Origin of the sequence: Paraburkholderia xenovorans, assembly GCF_046030735.1 — a bacterium.
Classification (GTDB): Bacteria; Pseudomonadota; Gammaproteobacteria; order Burkholderiales; family Burkholderiaceae; genus Paraburkholderia; species Paraburkholderia xenovorans_A.
This window is the reverse complement of the sequence record NZ_JAQQBV010000025.1, coordinates 99,534-121,023: the sequence shown is the minus strand read 5'-3', so window position 1 is coordinate 121,023 and position 21,490 is coordinate 99,534. Positions and strand designations below refer to the sequence as shown.

At 62.0% G+C, this 21,490-nt stretch carries 19 protein-coding genes; 3 read left to right on the top strand and 16 right to left on the bottom strand.

Annotated elements, in window-relative coordinates:
- Positions 1–543: 543 nt before the first annotated feature.
- Complete coding sequence (locus tag PQQ51_RS23550) at positions 544–1,893, top strand: MFS transporter (RefSeq protein ID WP_408499262.1); 1,350 nt, start codon at positions 544–546, stop codon at positions 1,891–1,893.
- Positions 1,894–1,909: 16 nt separating this feature from the next.
- Entirely contained in the window at positions 1,910–2,254 is a 345-nt protein-coding gene (locus tag PQQ51_RS23545) for a DoxX family protein (RefSeq protein ID WP_408499261.1), read from the top strand.
- Here PQQ51_RS23545 and PQQ51_RS23540 read toward each other — a convergent pair.
- From PQQ51_RS23540 to PQQ51_RS23465, 16 genes are all read right to left on the bottom strand, one after another.
- Complete coding sequence (locus PQQ51_RS23540; protein ID WP_408499260.1) at positions 2,251–3,906, bottom strand: ABC transporter ATP-binding protein; 1,656 nt, start codon at positions 3,904–3,906, stop codon at positions 2,251–2,253. The two genes, PQQ51_RS23545 and PQQ51_RS23540, sit on opposite strands and share 4 nt — an antisense overlap.
- Positions 3,903–4,712, bottom strand: coding sequence for a glucose 1-dehydrogenase (locus PQQ51_RS23535; RefSeq protein WP_408499259.1), 810 nt, complete (start codon positions 4,710–4,712; stop codon positions 3,903–3,905). The genes PQQ51_RS23540 and PQQ51_RS23535 overlap by 4 nt, the downstream gene beginning before the upstream one ends.
- Positions 4,709–6,286 carry a class I adenylate-forming enzyme family protein gene (locus PQQ51_RS23530; protein ID WP_408499258.1) on the bottom strand — a complete coding sequence of 526 codons (1,578 nt, stop codon included), beginning with the start codon at positions 6,284–6,286 and terminating at the stop codon, positions 4,709–4,711. The genes PQQ51_RS23535 and PQQ51_RS23530 overlap by 4 nt, the downstream gene beginning before the upstream one ends.
- Positions 6,287–6,326: 40 nt before the next feature.
- Positions 6,327–7,199 (bottom strand): ABC transporter permease, encoded by an 873-nt coding sequence (locus PQQ51_RS23525; protein ID WP_408499266.1) that lies wholly within the window; start codon positions 7,197–7,199, stop codon positions 6,327–6,329.
- Positions 7,200–7,225: 26 nt separating this feature from the next.
- Positions 7,226–8,194 (bottom strand): ABC transporter permease, encoded by a 969-nt coding sequence (locus PQQ51_RS23520; protein WP_408499257.1) that lies wholly within the window; start codon positions 8,192–8,194, stop codon positions 7,226–7,228.
- A 37-nt stretch (positions 8,195–8,231) separates the two neighbouring features.
- On the bottom strand, positions 8,232–9,887 hold the full coding sequence (locus PQQ51_RS23515) for an ABC transporter substrate-binding protein (RefSeq protein ID WP_408499256.1): 1,656 nt from the start codon (positions 9,885–9,887) through the stop codon (positions 8,232–8,234).
- Between the two features lie 126 nt (positions 9,888–10,013).
- Entirely contained in the window at positions 10,014–10,442 is a 429-nt protein-coding gene (locus tag PQQ51_RS23510) for a PaaI family thioesterase (protein ID WP_408499255.1), read from the bottom strand.
- Complete coding sequence (locus tag PQQ51_RS23505) at positions 10,439–11,455, bottom strand: quinone oxidoreductase family protein (protein WP_408499254.1); 1,017 nt, start codon at positions 11,453–11,455, stop codon at positions 10,439–10,441. Before PQQ51_RS23505 ends, PQQ51_RS23510 begins: the two co-directional genes overlap by 4 nt.
- A 64-nt stretch (positions 11,456–11,519) precedes the next feature.
- Complete coding sequence (locus PQQ51_RS23500) at positions 11,520–12,725, bottom strand: M14 family metallopeptidase (protein WP_408499253.1); 1,206 nt, start codon at positions 12,723–12,725, stop codon at positions 11,520–11,522.
- A gap of 313 nt (positions 12,726–13,038) precedes the next feature.
- Complete coding sequence (locus PQQ51_RS23495; protein ID WP_408499252.1) at positions 13,039–14,199, bottom strand: porin; 1,161 nt, start codon at positions 14,197–14,199, stop codon at positions 13,039–13,041.
- 377 nt (positions 14,200–14,576) lie between these two features.
- Positions 14,577–15,776 (bottom strand): porin, encoded by a 1,200-nt coding sequence (locus PQQ51_RS23490; RefSeq protein ID WP_408499251.1) that lies wholly within the window; start codon positions 15,774–15,776, stop codon positions 14,577–14,579.
- A gap of 109 nt (positions 15,777–15,885) precedes the next feature.
- Complete coding sequence (locus PQQ51_RS23485) at positions 15,886–16,362, bottom strand: TIGR00725 family protein (RefSeq protein ID WP_408499265.1); 477 nt, start codon at positions 16,360–16,362, stop codon at positions 15,886–15,888.
- A 70-nt stretch (positions 16,363–16,432) separates the two neighbouring features.
- On the bottom strand, positions 16,433–17,263 hold the full coding sequence (locus PQQ51_RS23480) for an ABC transporter permease (RefSeq protein ID WP_408499250.1): 831 nt from the start codon (positions 17,261–17,263) through the stop codon (positions 16,433–16,435).
- Positions 17,264–17,273: 10 nt separating this feature from the next.
- On the bottom strand, positions 17,274–18,314 hold the full coding sequence (locus PQQ51_RS23475) for an extracellular solute-binding protein (RefSeq protein ID WP_408499249.1): 1,041 nt from the start codon (positions 18,312–18,314) through the stop codon (positions 17,274–17,276).
- Between the two features lie 86 nt (positions 18,315–18,400).
- A complete protein-coding gene (locus tag PQQ51_RS23470) occupies positions 18,401–19,447 on the bottom strand; it encodes an ABC transporter ATP-binding protein (protein WP_408499248.1) in 1,047 nt (348 codons plus the stop codon).
- Positions 19,448–19,451: 4 nt separating this feature from the next.
- Positions 19,452–20,183: an ABC transporter permease gene (locus PQQ51_RS23465; protein ID WP_408499263.1), complete on the bottom strand. Its 732-nt coding sequence runs from the start codon at positions 20,181–20,183 to the stop codon at positions 19,452–19,454.
- A 290-nt stretch (positions 20,184–20,473) separates the two neighbouring features.
- Between PQQ51_RS23465 and PQQ51_RS23460 the strand changes: the two genes are divergently transcribed.
- Positions 20,474–21,358, top strand: a complete 885-nt coding sequence (locus tag PQQ51_RS23460) for a LysR substrate-binding domain-containing protein (RefSeq protein WP_408499247.1) — start codon at positions 20,474–20,476, stop codon at positions 21,356–21,358.
- Positions 21,359–21,490 lie beyond the last annotated feature (132 nt).

Below are 21,490 nucleotides of genomic sequence, written 5' to 3'. Positions count from 1 at the left end.
TTGCATCTGGGCCGCGAGAACGACCTCATGGTATCCGGGACACCGCGATAGTCACGCGTCCCCATGCCGCCGGCGATATGGCGCGAGATTGTTCGCGGCCTTAGCTGCCGATGCGCCGATTTTGTCGTGCCACTAATCGACACCAATCGTGCAAACGATTGCATCATAAATGCAAAGAATTCGATTGTCAAAAGGCCCCAAAATGGGACGCGCGGGACCAGTTTGAATCGCTGCAACGGGAATTTTGGCGATTTATAACGGAGGTTCCAAGCTCGGAGTGCTGGTAAACCATGATTTTTGAATGCAATCGTTTGCACGAAATTAGGGATAACATAGGGACTCGCAGCAGTGATCTGCCGCCCGAAGCATGGGATATGAATTGCAGCGTCCTACCCTGTACGCGATCGGCCGCTTGATCAATCGGGCTGGAACCGGACACAACGGCTCGATCAATTCATGGCCGGGTTCGGTGACCGGCATGACCCTGACGGGGTTCGGGGTCCGCATGACGCACTCGTTTTAATGGCAAATAGGAGCAATAGAATGCCGGCAGCACAACCCATCTCGGTGAAAGCGTTCATCAACGAACGGAAGATGTCCGTATTCCAGATCAGGACGCTTGTTCTCTGTTTCCTGATTCTGGTCCTGGATGGCTATGACACGGTCGTTGTCGGCTTTATCGCGCCCGTTCTCAAATCACATCTGGGCGTGAGCCCGGTGCAGTTCGCGCCTGTTTTCGGGGCGGGATTCTTTGGCCTCGCGATCGGGTCGTTTCTTTTCGGGCCTGCTGCGGACCGATTTGGGCGTAAGACCACGCTGATCTGCGCGGTCCTGCTGTTCGGTCTGTTCAGTATTCTTTCGTCGCAGGCGTCATCGATCGGATGGCTGATCGCGCTGCGTTTCGTCACGGGACTCGGCCTCGGGGGAGCGATGCCGAACGTCTACACGCTGGCCGCCGAATACAGTCCTGAGCGCATGCGCTCGACGCTGATCGCGCCGCTCGGATGCGGCATTTCGGCAGGCGGCGTGCTGGGCGGCCTGGTCGCCGCGCATATGATCGGCCACTACGGGTGGCAGTCGATGCTGTTACTCGGCGGTGTATTACCGTTGTTGTTGTCGGTCTTTCTATTCATCTGGCTGCCGGAATCGGCGTCTTATCTGCTCACACGCGGCCGCCAATCCAAGGCGCGCGCGATCATTCAGCGCATCGAGCCGAAAACTCCACTGGGCGGCACGACTTTTACGCTCGACGAAGAACCGGCGCAGGGATTCCCCGTGAGCCATCTGCTGCGTCCGGGCGTTCGCGGCGGCACGTTGCTCCTCTGGGTAACCGGCTTCATGGCCTTACTGGCGGTCTATTTTCTCGGTAACTGGCTGACGATCCTGATTCAGGAAAGCGGCATGCCGTTCGACCGGGCATCGCGTATGACAGCGCTGTATCTGGCCGGCAACGGCCTCGGCGCGCTCTTCCTCGGTTATCTGATGGACCGGTTGAACCCGCAGTACGTGGTTGCCGGCGCGTTTCTCTGCGCCGCAATCTGTCTTGCGTCGTTCGGTCATCTCACCGGCGTTCCGGCACTCGCGCTGGTTGCGCTCTTCCTGACCGGTGTGGGCACAGGCGGCGCGATGACCGGCACGAGTATCCTGTCGACCGGCTTCTATCCGACAGCGACACGTGCCACCGGCGTGGCGTGGACGTTGGGAATGGGACGAGTGGGCTCGATCGTCGGTTCGATGATCGGCGGCGTGATGCTCGCCGCGCAATGGGCGCCGAAGTTCATGTTCGCCGTGGTGTCCATTCCGATCGCACTGGCCGCGCTCAGTGTCTACGGACTCGCACTCTACCGGCGGCGCAATTCCGGGTTGGTGTCCACGGTTCTGTCGGCTCAGTAAGCGCGCTTATCGAACCATGGAATACATCAATGTGATCGTTGGCTGTGCTTTCCTCGCGGCGGCCATCGTCAACCTGATCGGCCCGCAGATGATCCGTGCCGAGTTCAAACGATGGGGTTACCCGGACTGGCTCAGAGTGTCGGTCGCAATCGTCGAATTCGCGGGGGCCGTTCTTCTGTTTGCGCCCCGCACGCAATTGTTCGGGGCCTCGATTCTTCTGCTGATCATGGTGGGGATCCTCGTGTCGTTCATCAGATCGAGAGAATGGATGCGAATGCAGTATCCGTTCGTATTGCTCTTTCTGCTGGTGACGATCGTCCAGCACGCTCACGCCCACGCTCATGGTCCCGCAGGGCTTTAAGCGGTAATGGCAGCGCGCCAGTGCTTGCCCGGCACCGACCCGATCAGTGCCTGCGTATAGCGGTGCCGCGGCGTGTTGAATATCTCGTCCGGCATCCCGTATTCGACGACTTCGCCATCCTTCATCACCGCGATGCGATCGCACAACTGTGCCGCCACGCGCAGATCGTGCGTGATGAAGATAATGGACAGTCCCAGCTCGCTTTTCAGTCGCGCGAGCAACGCCAGAACCTGGGCCTGAACCGACACGTCGAGCGCCGACACAGGTTCGTCTGCGACGAGAACCTGTGGGTCGAGCGCGAGTGCCCGCGCGAGGCCGATTCGCTGTCGCTGGCCGCCGGAGAACTCGTGAGGATAGCGATGGATCGAGTCCGGCGCGAGACCCACGAGCGCAAAGAGCTGCCGCGCCTTCTCGATAGCCTGCGCTGGCGACGCGCCATACGCAATCGGGCCTTGCGACACGATATCGCCCACGCGCCGCCGTGGATTGAGCGACCCGAACGGGTCCTGAAACACCATCTGGATTTTCTTGCGGTGCACACGGTCGGCCGCGCCCGAGAGCTCGGCGATATTCACGCCGTCGAAATCGATCCGTCCGCTATCCTGTTCAATCAGCCGCATGATGGTGCGCGCAAGCGTGGATTTGCCCGAGCCGCTTTCGCCGACGATACCGAGCGTCGTGCCCTTGAGCAGATCGAGAGACACATCGCGCAGAGCGTGGGTCACGTGCGGGACGGTGCCCGGCCAGTGCCGCCGGCGGTAGGTTTTCGAGAGTCCGACGATCGACAGCGCCGCGGTGGTGTGCGCGCCTGCGCCGGTGGTATCGATCGTTCGTGTCGCCGGTGTCAGCGACGGTACGGCTGCGATCAGGCCGCGCGTGTAGGAGTGGGTCGGCGCATTCAACACGGCGTCGGCCGGCCCCATTTCGACGATCTGTCCGTCGCGCATCACCGCGACGCGGTCGGCGATTTCGGCTACCACGCCGAAATCGTGCGTGATGAAAAGCACCGACGTGCCGGTACGGCGTTGCAGATCGTGTATCAGTTCAAGAATCTGCGCCTGCGTCGTGACATCGAGCGCCGTCGTGGGTTCGTCGGCGATCAGCAACTCGGGTTCGAGCGCCATCGCCATCGCGATCATCGCGCGTTGCCGCTGGCCGCCGGAGAGCTGATGAGGGTAACGCCGCGCAGCCTCGGCCGGGGCAGGGATGTTGACCTTGTCGAGCGCGTCGTGGGTCTTCGCGCGAATAGCCCGGCGTGAAAGCCGCGTATGCGTTCTGAAGATTTCGGCGATCTGGTCGCCGATCGTACGCAGTGGGTTTAACGCGGTCATCGGCTCCTGAAAGATCAGGCCGATTTTCGGACCGCGCCATTTTCGCAAGTCGCGTGACGGCATGCATAGCAGGTCCACCGGTTCTTTGCCGTTGCCGCCAGTCTCCGTCCACAGGATTTTGCCCGACGACGCGCGCACGCGTTCCGGCAACAACCCGAGAATCGCACTGGCGCTCATCGATTTCCCCGAACCGCTTTCTCCGACCACGCAAAGAATCTCGCCGCGATGCAGTTCGAACGAAACCTGCTTCAACGCATAGGGACGGTCCGCGCCGGCCGGCAACTCGATGCTGAGGTTCTCGACGGTCAGCAGTGCGCTCATAGTCGTTGCCCACCGCTTGCATCGATACGCTGGCCGGTGATCCAGCGGCCTTCGTCACTGGCGAGGAAAGCGACGATATCGGCGATGTCGTCCGGTTGCCCGACTCGGCGCAGCGCAACGGTAGCGATCAGCGCGGGGATCAGTTCCGGGTCGCGGGCGCGCACGTTCAATTCCGTTGCGGTCGCACCCGGCAAGACCGCATTGACCGTGATGCCGCGCTCGCCGAGCTGGCTCGCGAGCAGATAGGTGAGTGCTTCCAGCGCGGCTTTTGCCGGCGCATAGGCGCTCATTTCCGGATACGCGGAGCGCGTGCCCATCGACGAGATGTTGATGATTCTGCCGCCGTCGCGTAGATGCGGCAGCAGGTTCTGGATCAGAAAGAAGGGCGCTTTGAAATTGACCTGCAATACGCGATCGAAGTCGGCTTCGCGCACATCTTCGATCTTTGCGCGCAAACCGACCCCGGCGTTGTTCACGAGAATGTCGAGACTGTCGTGGCCGAATTGCGTCTGGAGTTGCTCGCGCAAACGCCCGGTCAGCAGGTTCACGCCGTCGGCGCGCGACAGATCGGCCGCGACCGCAAACGCGCGGCCACCCGCGGCTACGATCTCCGTCACCAGCGAATTCGCCTGCTCCGCCGCGGCGTTGTAGTGCACGGCGAGCGTTGCGCCTCGTCGTGCGAGGGTCTGTGCAATCGCGCGACCGATGCCGCGGCTCGCGCCGGTGACGAGTGCGACCTTGCCTTGCAGATCGGTCCGCGTGTGGGCAGGTTCGCCCGCCGCTGCGTGAATGGGTGAAACGCTCATGATGGCAGTCCTCCTGATTGACGCGTGTCGGTACCGGCATTCCAGCTCTGTTGAGCTTCGAGTTCGAGAGCCCGCCGCAACAACCCGTTGCGATCGATCTTATTGGTGCCGGCCCACGGCAGTTCAGCGACGAACTCGATACGGCGCGGATGCTGGTACGCCGGCCCGTGCGCAATCGCGTGCTGCTTCAACGCGTCGACAGTCAACGTGCTGTCTCGCTGCAATACGACAAACGCAACGGGTACAGCACTGCGTTCTTCATCAGGCAGCGGAAGCACGCACGCTTGCCGAACCGCGGGATGCGATTCCAGAAGCTTTTCGACTTCGACCGGGTAAATGTTCTCGCCCGAGCAGACAAACATATCGTCCGCGCGGCCGACGAAGTAATAGAAACCGTGCTCATCGCGCCGCATCACGTCGCCGCTGTCGTACCAGCCGTCGTTCAGAACCTGTGCGTTCTTCTCGGGCAAGTGGTGATAACCGCGCATCACAGCGGGGTTGCGCATTGCCAGCACGCCATGATCGGGGTCGGGGCTGACGTCATCCGGTTGACGGGCTCGCAGCCTGACCTGATCGAGCGCGAGCGGATAGCCGAGAGCAAGCGGCGGCGTCGGCAGACCGTCCGGATGCGGGCCGAACACCGCCGGACCCGCCTCGGTCGTGCCGTATCCGTGCGAGATGGCGGCCTGCGGAAAGACGCGCTGAATCCGCTCGAGCAAGCTGTGCGTCATCGGCGCCGAGCCGAGCATCACGCGTTTCAAGTGACTGAAATCGCGCCCTTCGTAGTACTCGGAATCTTTGACGATGCGCGCGAACATGGTCGGCACGGCGGTCACCACGCTGATCCGGTAACGCTCCAATGCATCGACATAGCGGCCGACGTCGAACGCGGGCAATACGACTAGCAGGCTGTTCGTCGTGAAGGCCCGCTTGACCATGAAGAGCCCGTTCATATGAAAGAGCGGTTGCGCGAGCAGATAACGCTCCTGTGCCGCGGCGGGTGCGTTAGGCGCTGCGGTGACCGCCAGCGCCCACAACTGGCCTGCATGGCTGAGCGGCACGCCCTTCGGCCGGCCGGTCGAACCGGACGTATAGAGCATCTGCGCGAGATCGTCGGGCCCGGCTGCAAAGGTATCGACATCCGCTTCGCGTACTTGCGCGGCGAAGCCGTCGGGTCCGGCGTCATCGAAATCGACCACCTGTACCCGTGTTTCGATCGCGGCCCGGTTCGCGTGATCGACGAACGCCAGCACGACCGACGCGTCGTCGAGTACGTAGTCGATCACGTCTTTCGACTGCTTGATGTTGATCGGCACAGCGACCAGCCCCGCGCGCATGATGCCGAAATAGGCGATCACGAATTCCGCGCGGTTCAGCGAAGCGATCGCGACATGGTCGCCCGCCTTCAGCCCGCGCTCCAGCAGCAAGCGGGCAACGCCGTTCGCGAGTCGATCGACAGCGGCGTGAGTGTAGTGAACCGGATGCTCGGGCACGCGCAGATCGATCAGCGCGTCGCTTGCCAGCGAGCGGTTCCGGTCGATCAGATCGCCAAGGTTTTTCCAGGAATGAGTCATCGCACAGGGGCAGGGTTGACGGGTTGATAGCGTGGCGCGGTCAGTCGGTGTGGCGCAGCTTCGGATTGAGCGCGTCATTGAGGCCGTCGCCGATCAGGTTCAACGCGAGGACCGCGAGCATGATGGCAATGCCCGGAATCGCACAGATGTACCAGGACTCGCGAATCAGGCTGCGCCCTTCGCCGACGAGGCGTCCCCAGCTTGCGACGTTCGGGTCGCCGAGTCCGAGAAACGACACGACCGATTCGTACAGAATGGCGCCAGCCACGACCAGCGAGGACACCACCAGAACCGGCGGCAACGCGTTCGGCAGAATTTCACCGGTGACGATACGAAACGTGCTGAGTCCCGTGGTGCGGCAAGCCAGCACGAATTCGCGTTCCTTGAACGACAGGAACTCGCCGCGTGTCAGACGGGCCACCGCAGGCCACGAAACCAGCGCGACCGCGACGATCGTGTTTTGCAGGCGTGGCCCGAGAATCGACACGATCGTCAGAATGAACACGACGTTAGGGACGATCTGAAACAGTTCGGTCACGCGCATCAGGACTTCATCGACCCAGCCGCCGAACCACGCGGCAACGGCGCCGACCGCGATGCCGATCAACGATGCGGCCAGACTCGCGCTCAGACCGATCAGCAGCGTAGCGCGCGCGCCATGCACCATCAACGACGCAATGTTTCTGCCCAGCGCGTCGGTGCCGAGCGGATAGCGCCACGACTCGAACGGCCACGTTTCAGCGGGGCCGACGATACGAAGCGGGTCTTCCGGGTAGAGCACGCCGGCCAGCAGCGCGGCGAGCACGATCAGCGCGAGAATCGCCGAGCCGATCACCGCGCCGCGGTGTCGCGAGAAGCGTCGCAGGAAACCGGCGCGCTTCGCCACACGCGGCACGTGCGAGGGCGTTTGCATAGCGAGTTCGTCAGTGGGCGTCATGGTCATTCCCTGATTCGTGGATCGAGCCGTGCATAAAGAATGTCGACGACAAGGTTGGCCACGATGACCGTCGCCGCGCTCACGATCAGCACGCCGAGCACCACCGGATAGTTGCGGCTCTGCACGCTATCGAGCAGAACGCTGCCGATGCCGGGCCAACTGAACACGGCTTCCACGACAATGCTGCCGCCCAGTACCGTGCCGAGTTGCACGCCGAGCAGAGTCACGACCGGCAGCAGCGCATTGCGCAGCATGTGGGAGATCACGACTCGCGTGCGCGTCAGTCCCTTCGCGTAGGCGGTGCGAATATGATCCAGCCGCGTGACTTCGAGCATCGACGCACGCATCACGCGCGCATACGTGGCGGAGTAAAACAGGCCGAGCGTCAGCGCGGGTAGCACGAGGTGGTGAAGAATATCCAGCGTGTGCCCGAAGCCGCTGTCGTCGCCGCCGATACTGCTCATCCCACCAACCGGAAACCATCCGAGCTTGACCGAGAACAGCACGATCAGCATCAGCCCGAGCCAGAAGCTCGGCGCGGCGAAGCAGATCACCGCTAAGAGGGACACCAGTGTGTCCCACCACGTGTTGACCTTGATCGCCGCGATCACGCCGGCCAGCACGCCGAACAGCACCGCGATGCCGATGCTCGACAACATCAGGATCAGCGTGGCGGGTAGATGCGCGACGATCACGTCGCTCACGGGCAGATTCTGCCGGTAGGAGAAGCCGAGATCGAAGTGAGCCACGGAGCGGATGTAATGCCACAACTGCACCCATGCGGGCTGATCCATTCCGTAGGTCACCCGGAGCCGCTCGATCAATACCGGGTCGCTCACCTGTTGTTCCGCCGTCATCACGTCGAGGAAGCTGCCCGGTACGGACTGGATCAACGCGAAGTTCATCACGATGACACCCAGCAACAAAGGCACGGCCCACAGCAGACGGCGCAATAGCAATCGTGCAAGCATCACGGCGCTCCTGAACACGCAGACACGAGAGGCGAAATCATGCGTCGAGCCATACGTCGTTCATCGATTCACCCTGCACGTTGGCGCCGGTCGTGAACTGACGAACGTTCTTGCGCGCGAGCGTGAACGACTGCATTTCCACCAGCGGGACGATCGGCACTTCGGTCGACGCGAGTTGCGCGAACTGCTGAGCCAGTTTCTTGCGCTCGTCAGGGCGCGTTTCCACGCTCAGGTTGTTCACCAGCGTGTCCATTGCCGGATTCGAATAGCCGGTCGCATTGCGGAATGCGGCGCCTTTCACGATTCCGTCCGTCGTGAAGAATTGCGTGACGGTCGGCACCAGTTCCAGCGTTGCCGTGTAGTTGGAGATCGCGATGTCGTAGTTGTAGTCGGAATAGATCCGCTTGAGCGCGGTGGCGCGGTCCACCGAATCGAGGCGCACCGTGATCCCGATATCGCGCAGCGCCTGCGCGAGGTATTGACCTAGCTGCGCGTTTTCTTCGAACCACGCGGCCGCCAGCAAGTTGATGCTGAAGCGGCTGCCGTTCTTCAGCGGCAGACCCGCTGCGTCGAGTAGTGCTGCCGCTTTCTTCGGATCGAACTCGTAGGTCGGCACGTCCTGCGTATAGAACAGCGTATTGCTGCTGAAAACCGGCGATATAGCGGGCTTGCCGCGTCCGAAGTAAATCGTGTCGACGATGAACTTGCGATCGATCGCATGAAGGATCGCCTGACGCACGTCGCGGCGCTTCACGATATCGCGGCGCTGATTGAATTCGACCGTGACCGTCCATGCGGAGTTTTCATAGCCGCTCGTATCGACCACCACCTGTCCGGTCTTCAGCAGGCGGTTGACCTCTCTCGCGGGCACCGGATTCGAATAGCCGACACCCAGCTCGCCGGTTTCCAGTGCCGCGGAGCGCGACGCGGGATCCGACCACCAGCGAACGATCAAGCGATCCAGATACGGCTGACCGGCAGACCAGTATTGCGCATTGCGCTGGTATTCGACGTAACTGCCGCGCACCCACTTACCGTACTTCCACGGACCGGTGCCGACCGGCGTGTTGTTGAGCGGATTCGTGATGATGTCCTTGCCTGCGTACAGGTGCTTGGGCAACACCAGTTGATATTGACCGGCCAGCAGCGACTTGAGAAAGAACTCCGGCACGGGAACGCTGAACACGAGTGCAACCGTGTGAGGATCGATCGCGCGCGCGGAAGCGAGCGACTTGAGCGCGACGCCGGCCGTGATCGGCTTCCAGTGTTCGAGCACGTTGTAGACCACGTCGTCCGCGCTAAAGTCGGTACCGTCATGCCATTTCACGCCCTGGCGCAGCTTGATGGTGTAGGTCTTGAAGTCTTTCGACGGCGACACGTCTTCGGCCAGCACGGGCTGGAACACGAGCTTGTTATCGAGTTTCAGCAGCCGTTCGAGAATCTTCGTGGAGGTTTGAAACGGCGCGGAGCCGCCGCCGCCGGGAACAAAAAGCGCTTGCGGTTCGAGCCCGCCCCAGCTTGCGATCAACGTGCCGCCGCGCCGCGGTGAAGCGGACGCATTGCCCGCGGTGGTGGCCGCGAACGCCGATCGATAGTAGCCGCTACCCAGCATCAAGCCCGAGCCCGTCGCGAAGACGCCTGCGGTGGTACGCGCCAGAAATTGACGGCGCGAGCGGTTACGGATGTAGCCCATGACTGAATCCTTTTCCAATGTGATTGCGTCGGCCTTGCGTGGTGTGCGGATGACCGGATAGGCGAGCGCTGAGTGTGCGTTGACTGTGCGTTGGGTGAGCGTTGCGTCCCGATCCGGCGCGCGAATTCAGCCCGCGGCGGCGAGGGTGGCATAGCTCGCACGGCCGACGGCGAGCAGAACACCTTTGTCGTTGAACAGGTCGACATCCGCGACGCCGACGCTTCGGCCGTTACGCCGCACGCGGGCGACCGCGACGATGTCGGTATCGATTGCGGGACGCAAATAATCGACGCGGAAATTGATCGTCGGCAAGCCTCGGCCCAACAGCATGCCGACAGCGAAATCGCCAACGGTGTCGATGATCGCGGCGAGCGGGCCGCCATGCCATTGGCCGGTTTGCGCGCCGCGTTCGAAGCCCGGCTGGAACGGAACGTGGACGGTGAGGGTCTGCTCCGCGTGATCGATCGCGCGTACCGTCATATTCAGCGACGCGATAAACGGCGAGGCGTTGAAGATCTGCTGGATCTGCGCGGCGGACAGTGTCGATTCGCTCATGGCGTCACCAATACCTTGCCGATGACCTGACGGTCTTCGATCGACGCGAGGGCGCCGGCCGCTTCCGCGAGTGGCCAGCGGCGGTCGATCAGCACTTTCAGCTCACCCCTCGCCACCAGATCGAGCAAGGCGTGCAGGTCTTCGCGTTCCCAGCCGTTCGAGCCGCGCACTTGCAGTTCGAAAGTCCAGATATAACGAAGATCTTCTTTCGGATCGAAACCCGCGGTCGCGCCGCAGGTGAGAATCCGGCCGCCGATACGCAGGCATTTCAGCGAGCGCACCCATGTATCGCCGCCGGTGAAGTTGACGACCACATCCACGCCGCCGGGTTTCGCCGCGCCGCGCCGCCGCGCCGGTTTGCCGAATTGCTCGTGAATGGCTTTCACGAAATCCTGTTCGGTATAGAGGATCACGTGATCGGCGCCGAGCGCGCGCAACTGTTCCGCTTTGGTGGCCGAACCCGCACAGGCGATGACTTCCGCGCCTGCCTGCTTGGCCAGTTGCACCGCGCACACGCCGACGCCGCCGCTCGCACCGAGGATCAGCACGCGCTCTCCCGGCTGGATCTGACCGACGCTCGACATCATCCGCAATGCGGTGCCGTATGCGACCGGCAGTGCGGCGGCTTCGTCGTAACTGACGTTATCGGGAATCCTGACGAGTTGGTGAACCGGCACACGGCAACGCTCGGCCAGTCCGCCGTGCGTGGTTTCGCCGACCAGGCCGCCGTTGATGCGATCGATCGGATCGACCACGACGCGGTCGCCGGGTTGCCAGTCGGTCACGTCCGCGCCGACGCTTTCTATTTCGCCGGCAACATCGAGGCCGATGATCACGGGGAAGGGCAGTTTGATGCCCGGCATCCCGCGCCGGGTGAACACGTCGTGATAATTGAGCGACGACGCCTTGACGCGGATCACCACTTCGCCGGCGGCGGCGACGGGATCGGGGAAATGGGTTTCAAGCACCAGCTTGTCGTTGCTGCCGTGCTCGCGAAGTACGATGGCTTTCATCTAGGGTTGTCGATTCGGTTGACGATGGGCGAAGTGAAGTAGAGACCCTGCCAGGACGCTACGGTCAAACGGACGAAGCATTCCGGGTATCCCGCACCTGCAGATGGTGAAGGCCCTCGATTGCCTGCGCGGTGATTTCCAGCCCGTGCCTGATCACAGCCTGGCGCCAGATGCTGGAAGTGGGGACCATCGCATCGATCACATCGGCCCGCAGCGCCTGATTGCGCGCGCGGTCCGACTCGAGCGCATGTGGCGCCTTGAAACGCAGCCATTGATCGAGACGGCTTGCGATAGCGGTACCCCGGCCACGCGTGCCGAATTCGACGACCGCGCCGATCAGCGTTCGATCGCCGAGAAATTGTTCGATGCCCCGAAACACCAGCCCCTGATAATTCGGCCGCGCGAGTCCATGAGGCCGTTGGCCGCTGATTCGCTCGTCGCCCCACCAGGTGGTGGCTTCGGCATGCGCGGCGCCGCCTTCTTCGTTGAAACACAGGAAGAAGGGTTCGGCGTAGTCGCCGATGCCGGTGTGCCAGTCGATCAGACCCACGTGCGACGCATGCTGCAAATGGCGCTCGACAATCGTTTCGAGTGTGAGGTTCGACCATTCGCGCGCGACGCCGCCGAACATCAATCCTTCAGAATGCGTGTACTGACCACGCGCGAGCGTGTCGAACAGCGCATCTTCGCCGTGTGTTTCGCGAAACCGTTGCGTCGCCTCTGCCGCGGCCGCGAGACTGCGGCCGTTCCATTCGTCTGGAATCAGATGCGCATGAAGCTCGTCGTAGAGATCGTTGCGCGGATATTCGCCGCCGTGCGCGACGAAATTCCGGTTCAGGTCGACGTTGTTCTCCGTGGTACGCGTGGCGTGCGCAAAACCATAGGGATTCAGCGCGTGCACCAGCAATACGCTAACGCCGGTGGGCAGATTGCGCGCGGCGCTCGAGTTCAGCCACGCGATCTGAATCGCGGACCCCGCGGGACCTTCGAGCCCGTGCGTGCCGCTCAATGCGAGCAACTGGTATTTCGCGGAAGGCGAGCCGATGTGCGCAACGTCGATACTCAACGCTCCGCCGTCCGGTCCGATCGCAGACGGATGGACATACGTGGTCAATTCCGCGCCGGCATGCGTTGCGGCATCGATAAAACTGTTGCGTGCTGCCGCGTAGTCCGCGGTGAAACAGTCCCAGTAATCCGGAACGATGGCGTCGCCCGGCTGATTGCCCGCTTTGACGACGTGGTCGAGTACTGGAACCGCAGGATGGCCCATTGATTGCCTTATGAATGCTGAACGAAGACTGCCATGCGAGTTGCATGCGTCTTATTGGTTGTGCGGAATCTTAATAACGAGTTCTATCCGCTCAAACCAACTTGTTCGTCTTTCATTAGGTCCTACGGTGTGAATGTGAGCAGCCCAGACGAGCAACTACCGGAGCGCACCGGTGCGCTCCGCTTGCGGATGGACGACAACATCCTTACAGCGTGCAGCCGGCCGCTCCGGCGTGAGCTTTCAATTCGCCTTTTCGATCGAAGCGCTGCGGCAACCGCCGGTTCATCGCGGACGGACCCGATCGCCATATCGTCTAGAAGCGGGTCCGTATCCCCACCGTTGTGGCGACCTGTTCCGGGCCCGCCGCCGCGCCGCCGGCCGTGTTGATAAAGGCGACGAACTGGCGGCCGCTCACATGCTGGTACATCGCTTCCAGATAAATGTCCGTGCGTTTCGACAGCGAGTACACCGCCTGCGCTTCGATCTGATTCCATTTGGGATCGCTGCCGTACGTGCTGCTCTTCGTCACGCTACCGTCGGTATACACATAGGCGGCGCCGAGTTGCAGGGACGGTGTCAGCGCATAGAGCGCATTCACTTCGAAGTTGTCGAACGTCACCGTGCCATGCGACGAGCCGAACATCGTCGTACCTTCGTACTGACTATGGGAATAGACAAAGCCGAAATTGGCGTGTCCCACCGCGTAGTTGATCCCCGTAGCCGTCACGCGTTCGACATCGCTGGAAAGCAGGAATCCACCTGTGCCGTTTGCGGTGGATTCGAGCGGGTCAACGGCGCCGGCCGTATTCGAGCTATTCGAACCGTTGATCTGGAGATAGCTCAGTGCAAGTTTCAGCGGCCCGCGAGCGTATTGTGTTCCGAGACTGTATGCACGATTGCCCGAGAACGCCGTGCTGTTTGAAAAAGCATAGAGACCGCCGAATTGAAGTCCGGACAGGTTGGGGCTCGTGTATTTGATCGAGTTGCCGATCCGCAGCGAGTCGTCGAGATTGTCGTTGTCGAACGGATGGGCAAAGCCCATTTTGCCGAAGAACGGTGCTTCCGCGGACAAAGGAGCGACATCGTCGACGCCTTCATCATATTGCCGGCCAATGGAGGTGGTCCCGAACTGGCTGCTCCCGATGCCGACAAACGCGAGCCGGCCAAATAGCCGATTGTCCTGGCCGAGTTTGCCGCTCAACACATTAAAGCCGTTCTCGAGTGCAAAGACTGCGTTCAAACCGCCGCCGAGCTCTTCGCGACCCCGTACGCCGAATTGACTGCCGTTGATGTTCCCGCTAGTCGCCTGAAAAAGCGGACCGCTCGACGCGCCTCGCTTCACGCTGTTGGTGTACATGAGACCCGCGTCGATCAGTCCGTACAGTGTGACGGAACTCTGTGCGTGAGCGGTGGAAGCAAGGCTGCTGATGGCCACGAGGCAAGTCAGTCGAAATCTTGAAGACACGTTATTCATCCAGGATTTATGCGGCGGTTAGTTGATTTAATGAATTCGTCGCATGCTAGATGTGGCCTCTACGGCGGCTAACCGATACCTTATTTGACTAATATGAGCGGGGAATCGATTTGCTTTTCCGCATTTCGAATATTAAATTCGCCGCGTGCGCCGGCTCCCTGAAAGTGTCGGCGACAGGAGTGGAATGCAAGTCGGCCGGATGCGCGAGAAGATTTCGGAGTCTTCGCCGAAGTCCGGTGATCGACATTATCGTGAAAACTTTTTTATTCTTTTGACGATAATTGCGGATGGATGAATTGAGACTTTCACTTTTTGCAGGCCGTCGGCATTGCGCTGACGGCCTGCGATCACACGTTCACCACTACGTTGCCGATAACTTAGAACGTTTGCCGAATGCCGAGGCGAACGAGCGTCTGAGCATTGCTCGCCGACGAAATCCCGTTCCCCACGTCGCCCACTGACGCGGTCGCGTTCACGCTATTGCCGAATGCGTCGAGCGTCTTGCCGCTTGCCTTCTGATATCCGGCCACGCCGTAAAGGGCAGTGCGCTTGGACAGGAAGTAATACGCCGCGAGATTGAACTGGTTGTACTTCGGCGCCGCTTGTCCGTAGATCGAGCTACCCTGCGTATAGTCGTAACCGCCCGCAACGCGCAACTCCGGCGTGGCCTGCCAGGCGAGCGTGGCGCCGGCGGAATTGAACGTTTCCTTGCCGGAGAAGAGCGAGAAACTGCCGGCCGTGTATTGCGTGTTGCTATACGAAACACCGAGCGTCACATTGCCGATCTGATAAGTGCTTGCGGCCGCAATGATCTGCTGGTTGTTTGCCGACGCGAAGCCTTCGTTGATCGATGAACTGAAGGTGCCGTCGTAAGCGCTGCTCCACGCGCCGCTATTGGGCCCATACGCGTTGTTCGCTTTCAGGTAGGCTGCGCCGATTGCGAATGAACCATACTTGTACTGACCGCCCAGACTCCACGTGCTCTGATTGTTGACACTCCCGCCCTGACCGCCAAAACCGTATAGCGCGCCGAACTGGAACCCGGAGAATAACGGGCTCGTATACTTGATCGAGTTGCTCTCGCGCGACTGGTTGTCGATATTGTCGAGGTCGCCTGGGTGGGCGCCCATGCCGCTCAGGAAGGTCCCCGCGCTGATCGTGCCGACGAAATCGACGATCGGATCGTACTGCCGGCCGAGCGTCAGCTTGCCGAATTTCGAACTCGACAGACCCATCCATGCCTGACGGCCGAACTCGCGACCGCCCTGGCCCAACTGTCCGGTGCCGATATTAAAACCGTTTTCCAACTGGAACACCGCGGCCAGACCGCCGCCCAGGTCTTCCGTGCCTTTGAAGCCCCAACGGTCGCCGTACCAGGTGCCGCTCTGGAATCCATAGTTCGACGCGTTGCCATAGACGACCGGTTTGCCCGGCGCACCCTTGGTCAGCGCGACACGTTGAGCGCTCGTGTAGCCTACCCCGGCATCGACGATCCCGTATAACGTCACGCTGCTTTGCGCATGCGCTGCGATCGACAGGCTGCCGAGTGCAAGACAGGCGAGTGTGGTCTTTTTCATCATAATAAGGATACCTATTTATAAGGAAGAGAATCTTTGAACCGGTTAAATCTGAACTCCGTGATGGAGTTCAGATGGACATGTCTACGACTTGCGCCTGCACTACGGTTTATTCGACGGCAGCGTGCGGTTGCTCTGCCGACACCAGCCAGTCAGCCACGCTGGCGGCAAGCGCATCGACGTCTTCGAACACCTCGGCGCCGGTAACGTGCGGCGCGCCGAGCAGCGCGAAGACAGGCTTGTTCCACTGCAGGCCGAGCGCCATTTCGGACAGCGTGCCGAGGCCGCCGCCTATCGCGATCAGACACAGGGAGGCGCGCGCGATCAGTGCGTTACGCGTGATACCCATGCCCGTCGGCAGCGCCACGGTGAGAAACGGGTTCGCCTGGTTGGCATCGTCTTCGGGCAGCAGTCCGATCACGATGCCGCGCGCGCGCGCCGCGCCGAACGCGGCGGCTTCCATCACGCCGCCTTTACCGCCGCACAGAATGGTCATGCCCGCGCCAGCCAATACGTAACTGAGATTCCTTGCCGCTTCCAGCTGTTCCGCCGTGGCTTCCCGTGGGCCGATCAATCCGACCGGCATCGCGTGCCGGGTCGGGCCTGCCTGACGAAGAGCCAGTTTTCCGAGCGCCACATGGGTGGCGTCGGACCATTCAGTATTGTCGTTGCCTTGCAAGGCATTCCCCCAGTGCCAGAACACTTGTACAAACCGCCATCAGCACGAGCGAAAGCGCGGCTGCCTGCGGAAAATCCGTCTGTCCATCGGAAAGTTTCAGGTACATCAGGAGCGGCAGGATATTGATTTGCGTTCCGGCGAGCGCGAGCGCCGTGCCGTACGTTCCCAGCGCAATCGATGTGACGAGACACCACGCTGCGGCGATCGAAGGCCACAGTTCCCGCAACGCCACGTCGAAAACCGCGCGCAGCGGCGACGCGCCGAGCGTCAACGCGGCCTCGATAGGGCGGCGGTCCAGGTTCGCAATAGCCGGATAGAGCATCAGCGCGACGCGTGGAATCAGGTAGTACGCGTATGCGGCAACCAGACCCGCGGTCGTGTAGATGAGCGCGCCCACGCTGGCCGGGTCGGCGCCCAGCAGCGCAAAGACACTCGTGACGAATCCGGCGCGGCCGAACGCAAGAATGAAGCCGTACGCAATCACCAGACCGGAGAACGCCAACGGCACACCGAGCAACGCCAGCAACCAGCCGCGCCGCTGTGGCGGCTGTCCGGCGAGCACTGTTGCGAGCGGAAGCCCGACGGCCAGCGACACGGTGCCGGCCGCGAACGCCAGCAGCAGCGAGCGCGCTAGCGCGCTGACCACGAGCGGATCGTGCGCGAGGCGCACGAACGCCGCGCCGTGCTCTTCGCCGGCCGACACCAGCAACGCGCCGAGCGGCAACGCCAGGAAAAGGGCGAGCAGGAGTGCCGCGGGAACGACGCCGAAGCGGCGCACGAGCCCTACGTTCATCGAAGAGGTACGCATGTGCGGATCCTTACTTCGCGAGCGCGGCCTGCGTCCACAACTGGTCGATTTCCGCTTTTTTCGCCGCGGCCTTGACCACGTCGAGCGGGTGCACTTGTGGCACGTCGGGCATCTTCGCGCGGATGTCCGCCGACAGTTGCACGCCGGGTACGGCGGGGCGCACGTAGCCTTGCGCGAACAGGGCCTGACCGGCGTCGCTCATCACGAGATTCAGCCAGAGGCGCGCAGCGTTGGGATTCGGCCCGTTCTTCACGAGACTCATCGCATACGGCGCGGACACCGTGGCTTCCTTCGGAATCACGACCTCGACGGCGTCGCCCATTCCATCCGCGTATTTCGCCTTCAGGCCGTCGTTTTCGTAGCCGATCAGGATCGGGATTTCACCCTTGATGAACTTCGCGTACGGCGTGGTGCCTTCGACACGCAGCACGTTGCCCGCTTCACGCAGCTTGCCGAAGAAGTCGGCGCCGGGTTTCGGGTTGTCGACGCTGCCGCCGAACGCATAGGCCGCGGCGAGCACCGCGACCTGTCCCTGACCGGTAGAACGCGGATCGAGATAGACCACCGAGTTCTTGTACTCGGGCTTCAGCAGATCGGCCCAACCATGCGGCACGTCCTTGACGAGCTTGCGGTTGACCAGAAGGGCGATGTTCAGCGAATGAACCGTAAACCAGCGGCCATCGGCCTCGCGAAACACCGGCGGCAGCTTGTCGAAGTTGAGCGGCTTGAACGGCGCCACGACGTCCTTGCTGACCGCATCCAGCGCGGACCCCGCAAAGTAGTACGCGGTGTCGGCCTGCGGACGATGCCGCGATTTATCGAGCGTCACCACGGTCGCCGCCGAGCCGATGTCGTTGTAGGTGATCTCGACTTTCGGATAGCGCTTTTTGAATTCGGCGAACAGCGCCTTCCAGTTCGCCCATTCGGGGCCGGTATCGAACGACACCACGAGACCTTCGTCCGCGGCTTTCGCGTACAACGCGTCTTCTCCCGGATAAAGCGGCGCGTCCGGTGCCGCATGCGCCGCGCACGCGAACGTCAGTACCGACATTGCACCCACGACTCCGGCGAAACGACGGACGCGCAACAAACGACTAAGCCCTGCAAGCATTCTGGTTCTCCGTCAAACAAGGTGAATTAACAAAATCGACTGGCCTGCGCGGGCAGCACGCGCAGATGTTCGGGGGCGATGGCGACCGCGTGTTCGGCAAGCCGGCGCCCTTCGCACAGAAGCGGTTGTGACGCGGCTTCCGGAATGAAGTCGTAGCGGCAGGTCGCGCCGAAATAGCGCACTTCGGCGCGCTGGCCCGCTAACCGGTTGACGGCGTCCGCCGGCGGGTCGGGTTCCACGTGTTCGGGGCGGATCAACAGATCGACCGTGTCGCCGGCACGAAGCGCACCGGTATCGGCGCGCAGCAACGCAAAGGAGACATCCACCGTGCCGGGCGCGATCACACGTCCCGGCAATACGCTCGAATGACCGACGAAGCGTGCGACTTGCGCCGACACCGGCCGCTCGTACAAACGCTGCGGCGTATCGACCTGCAGCACGCGGCCGCCGTCGATGATGGCGACGCGATCGGCAAGACTCAGCGCTTCGTCCTGATCGTGCGTGACCAGCAACGTGGTGGCGCCGGTTGCGCGTTGCAGCGTGCGGATCTCGTCGCGTAACTGTTGACGGATGCCGGCGTCGAGCGCGGCAAGCGGTTCGTCGAGCAGCAGCACTTTCGGGTCGATCGCGAGCGCGCGTGCCAGCGCGACGCGCTGCTGCTGGCCGCCCGACAGCACGGTCGTACGCCGCTGCGCATGTTCCGCGAGCCCGACCCGTTCGAGCATCGCGAGCGCGCGAGCCCGGCGCTGCGCGGCATCGATGCCGCGCATCCGCAGCCCATACGCGACGTTGTCCAGCACATTCAGGTGCGGGAACAGCGCGTATTGCTGGAACACCATGCCGACCTCGCGACGCCACACCGGAACGCCCGCCACGTCGTGCCCATTGATCGCGATCCGGCCACGATAGCCGTCGAGCAGACCCGCGGTCAGCCGCAGGATCGTCGACTTGCCCGAACCGCTGCGGCCCATCACGGCGAGCAGTTCGCCGGGCGCGACCGACAGCGTGACGGCTTCGATGCCGTGTTGCGCGCCGGGATAAGTGAAGCTCACGTTTTCGAAATGGAGACTCATCGTTTTACTTCATCCGTTGAACGGTGTTGATCGATACGAGGGTCGCGATCAGCGCGAGGCAGATCAGCACCACGGTGGCCGCGCAGGCGAGGCCGGTTGCGCCGTAAAACGCCTGCAGCAGCACGACCGGATAGTTCCGGTAGCGAAAGCCGGCGATCAGGTTCGACACCTGGAATTCGCCGATCGACAGCGCGGCCACCATCACGAGTCCGGAGAACAGGCTTTGCCGCAGATTGGGCAGCACGACCGTCGTGAACTGGCGCAGCGGCGTTGCGCCGAGCGTCGCGGCGCACAGTTCGAGGCGTTCGATATCGAGGTGGCGCAGATCCGCGATCAGCGTCTGTGTGAGGTAGGGCAGCGTCAGTACGGTGTGAGCGGCGATCAGCAGCGGCAACGAGCCGAGCCACGGCAACGTGTCGGTGCTGAATAGGGCGATGTAGCCGAAACCCAGCGTCAGCGCGGGCACGCCCACCGGCGATAGCGCGATCAGCCGCGCCGTCAGCCCGCGCCCGGAGAGCGAGCGATGGTGCAATGCGTACGCGAGCGGCAGGCCGATCACGGCACTCGCGCAGCAGCACGCGAGTGCGACCATCAGGCTCACGCCGAAAGCGCGCCGGAAGCTCGTGTTGACGGCCAGATCCACGAACCAGTGCGCGGTGATGCCGGTCGGCAGCACGGTGTTGGTCCACGTCTCGCCGAACGCGCCGATCAGCAGAAGGGCGATCGGCAGCAGCATGTAGACCGAAAAGAGCACCGTCACGCATTGAAGCGCGAAGCGTCTGACAAACGTAAAGCGCGTGCTGCTGTGACGAGCGGGCACATGAGGCTGAACGACCGGTGCGGCAGGCGTTGGCATGCAAGCGTTCCTTGTTGAGGCGGACTGAAAGCTGCCACCCCTTGATTCGATGGGGTGAAAGCATTCGACTGGCTTGCAAGTGTGCGGATACGACATGGCGTCGTCATGAAAAAAACGTACAAAACACGCATTGCGCTGTGCGTATCCGGAACACTTCGACGCTAAAACCGATGAAACACCTCTACCCGAACATCGCCGAATTGCTCGCCTTTACGAGCTCGGCCAAACATCTGAACTTTTCCCGGGCCGCGCGGGAACTGGGTTTGACGCCGAGTGCGGTCAGCCGGCAGATTGCCAGTCTTGAAGATGCATTCGGCGTGCAGTTATTCATTCGGGACGGCCGCAATCTCGTGCTGACCCGGGCGGGCAGCCTGTATCTCGCGCGCGTGGTCAACCCGTTGCGCGATCTCGGCAACGCGTCGCTTGAACTGATGAGCGCCGCCGGACAAAGCGACGTGCTGACGATCGCGAGCGTGCCGACCTTCACGACCAAATGGCTGATTCCGCGCCTGCCGGAATTCTTGTCGAGTACGCCGGGACTGACGATCAGCTTCAGCCGGCATCTCGCGCACGGCGATCTGTTTCCGCCGGATCTCGACGCGGCGATTCGTTATGGCGACGGCAGTTGGGAAGGGGTGCAATGCGATTACATCGACGGGCGTACTTTCTTGTTGGTTTGCACGCCTGAGTGTCAGCAGCGTTATGGATTGAGCCGACCGCAAGATGCCGCGCGCGTGCCGCGCCTTCTGCATAGCCAGGCCGAACAGGTTTGGAGTCAGTGGGCCGAGTTCTACGAGGTGCGCGACATGCAGGTACTCGCAGGTCCGCGTTTCGAGCAGTATTCCGTCCTGATTCAGGCGGCTCAGGCGAGTCTGGGATTGGCGCTGATCCCCGCGTTTCTGGTGCGCGACAATCTCGCGGCCGGCACGCTCGTCGAGCCGCTCACGGCGCCGATCGACGTCAATCATGGGCATTACCTTTGTTATCCGCCGGAGCGTCTCGAGACGCAGCCGGGTTTGAAGCGCTTTCGCGAATGGATGCTGTCCGAGGTGTAAGCCGACGCGGGATCGAGGCCGCCGTGACTGCGGAAGGCGCATGGGTGAGCCGCGTTTCCTTAAGGTTTCCTTCAGCTTTGCTCCGTAGTATTTGCGCGATTGCTCGCTTGCCCGCGAGCAAATAGTTCCGAC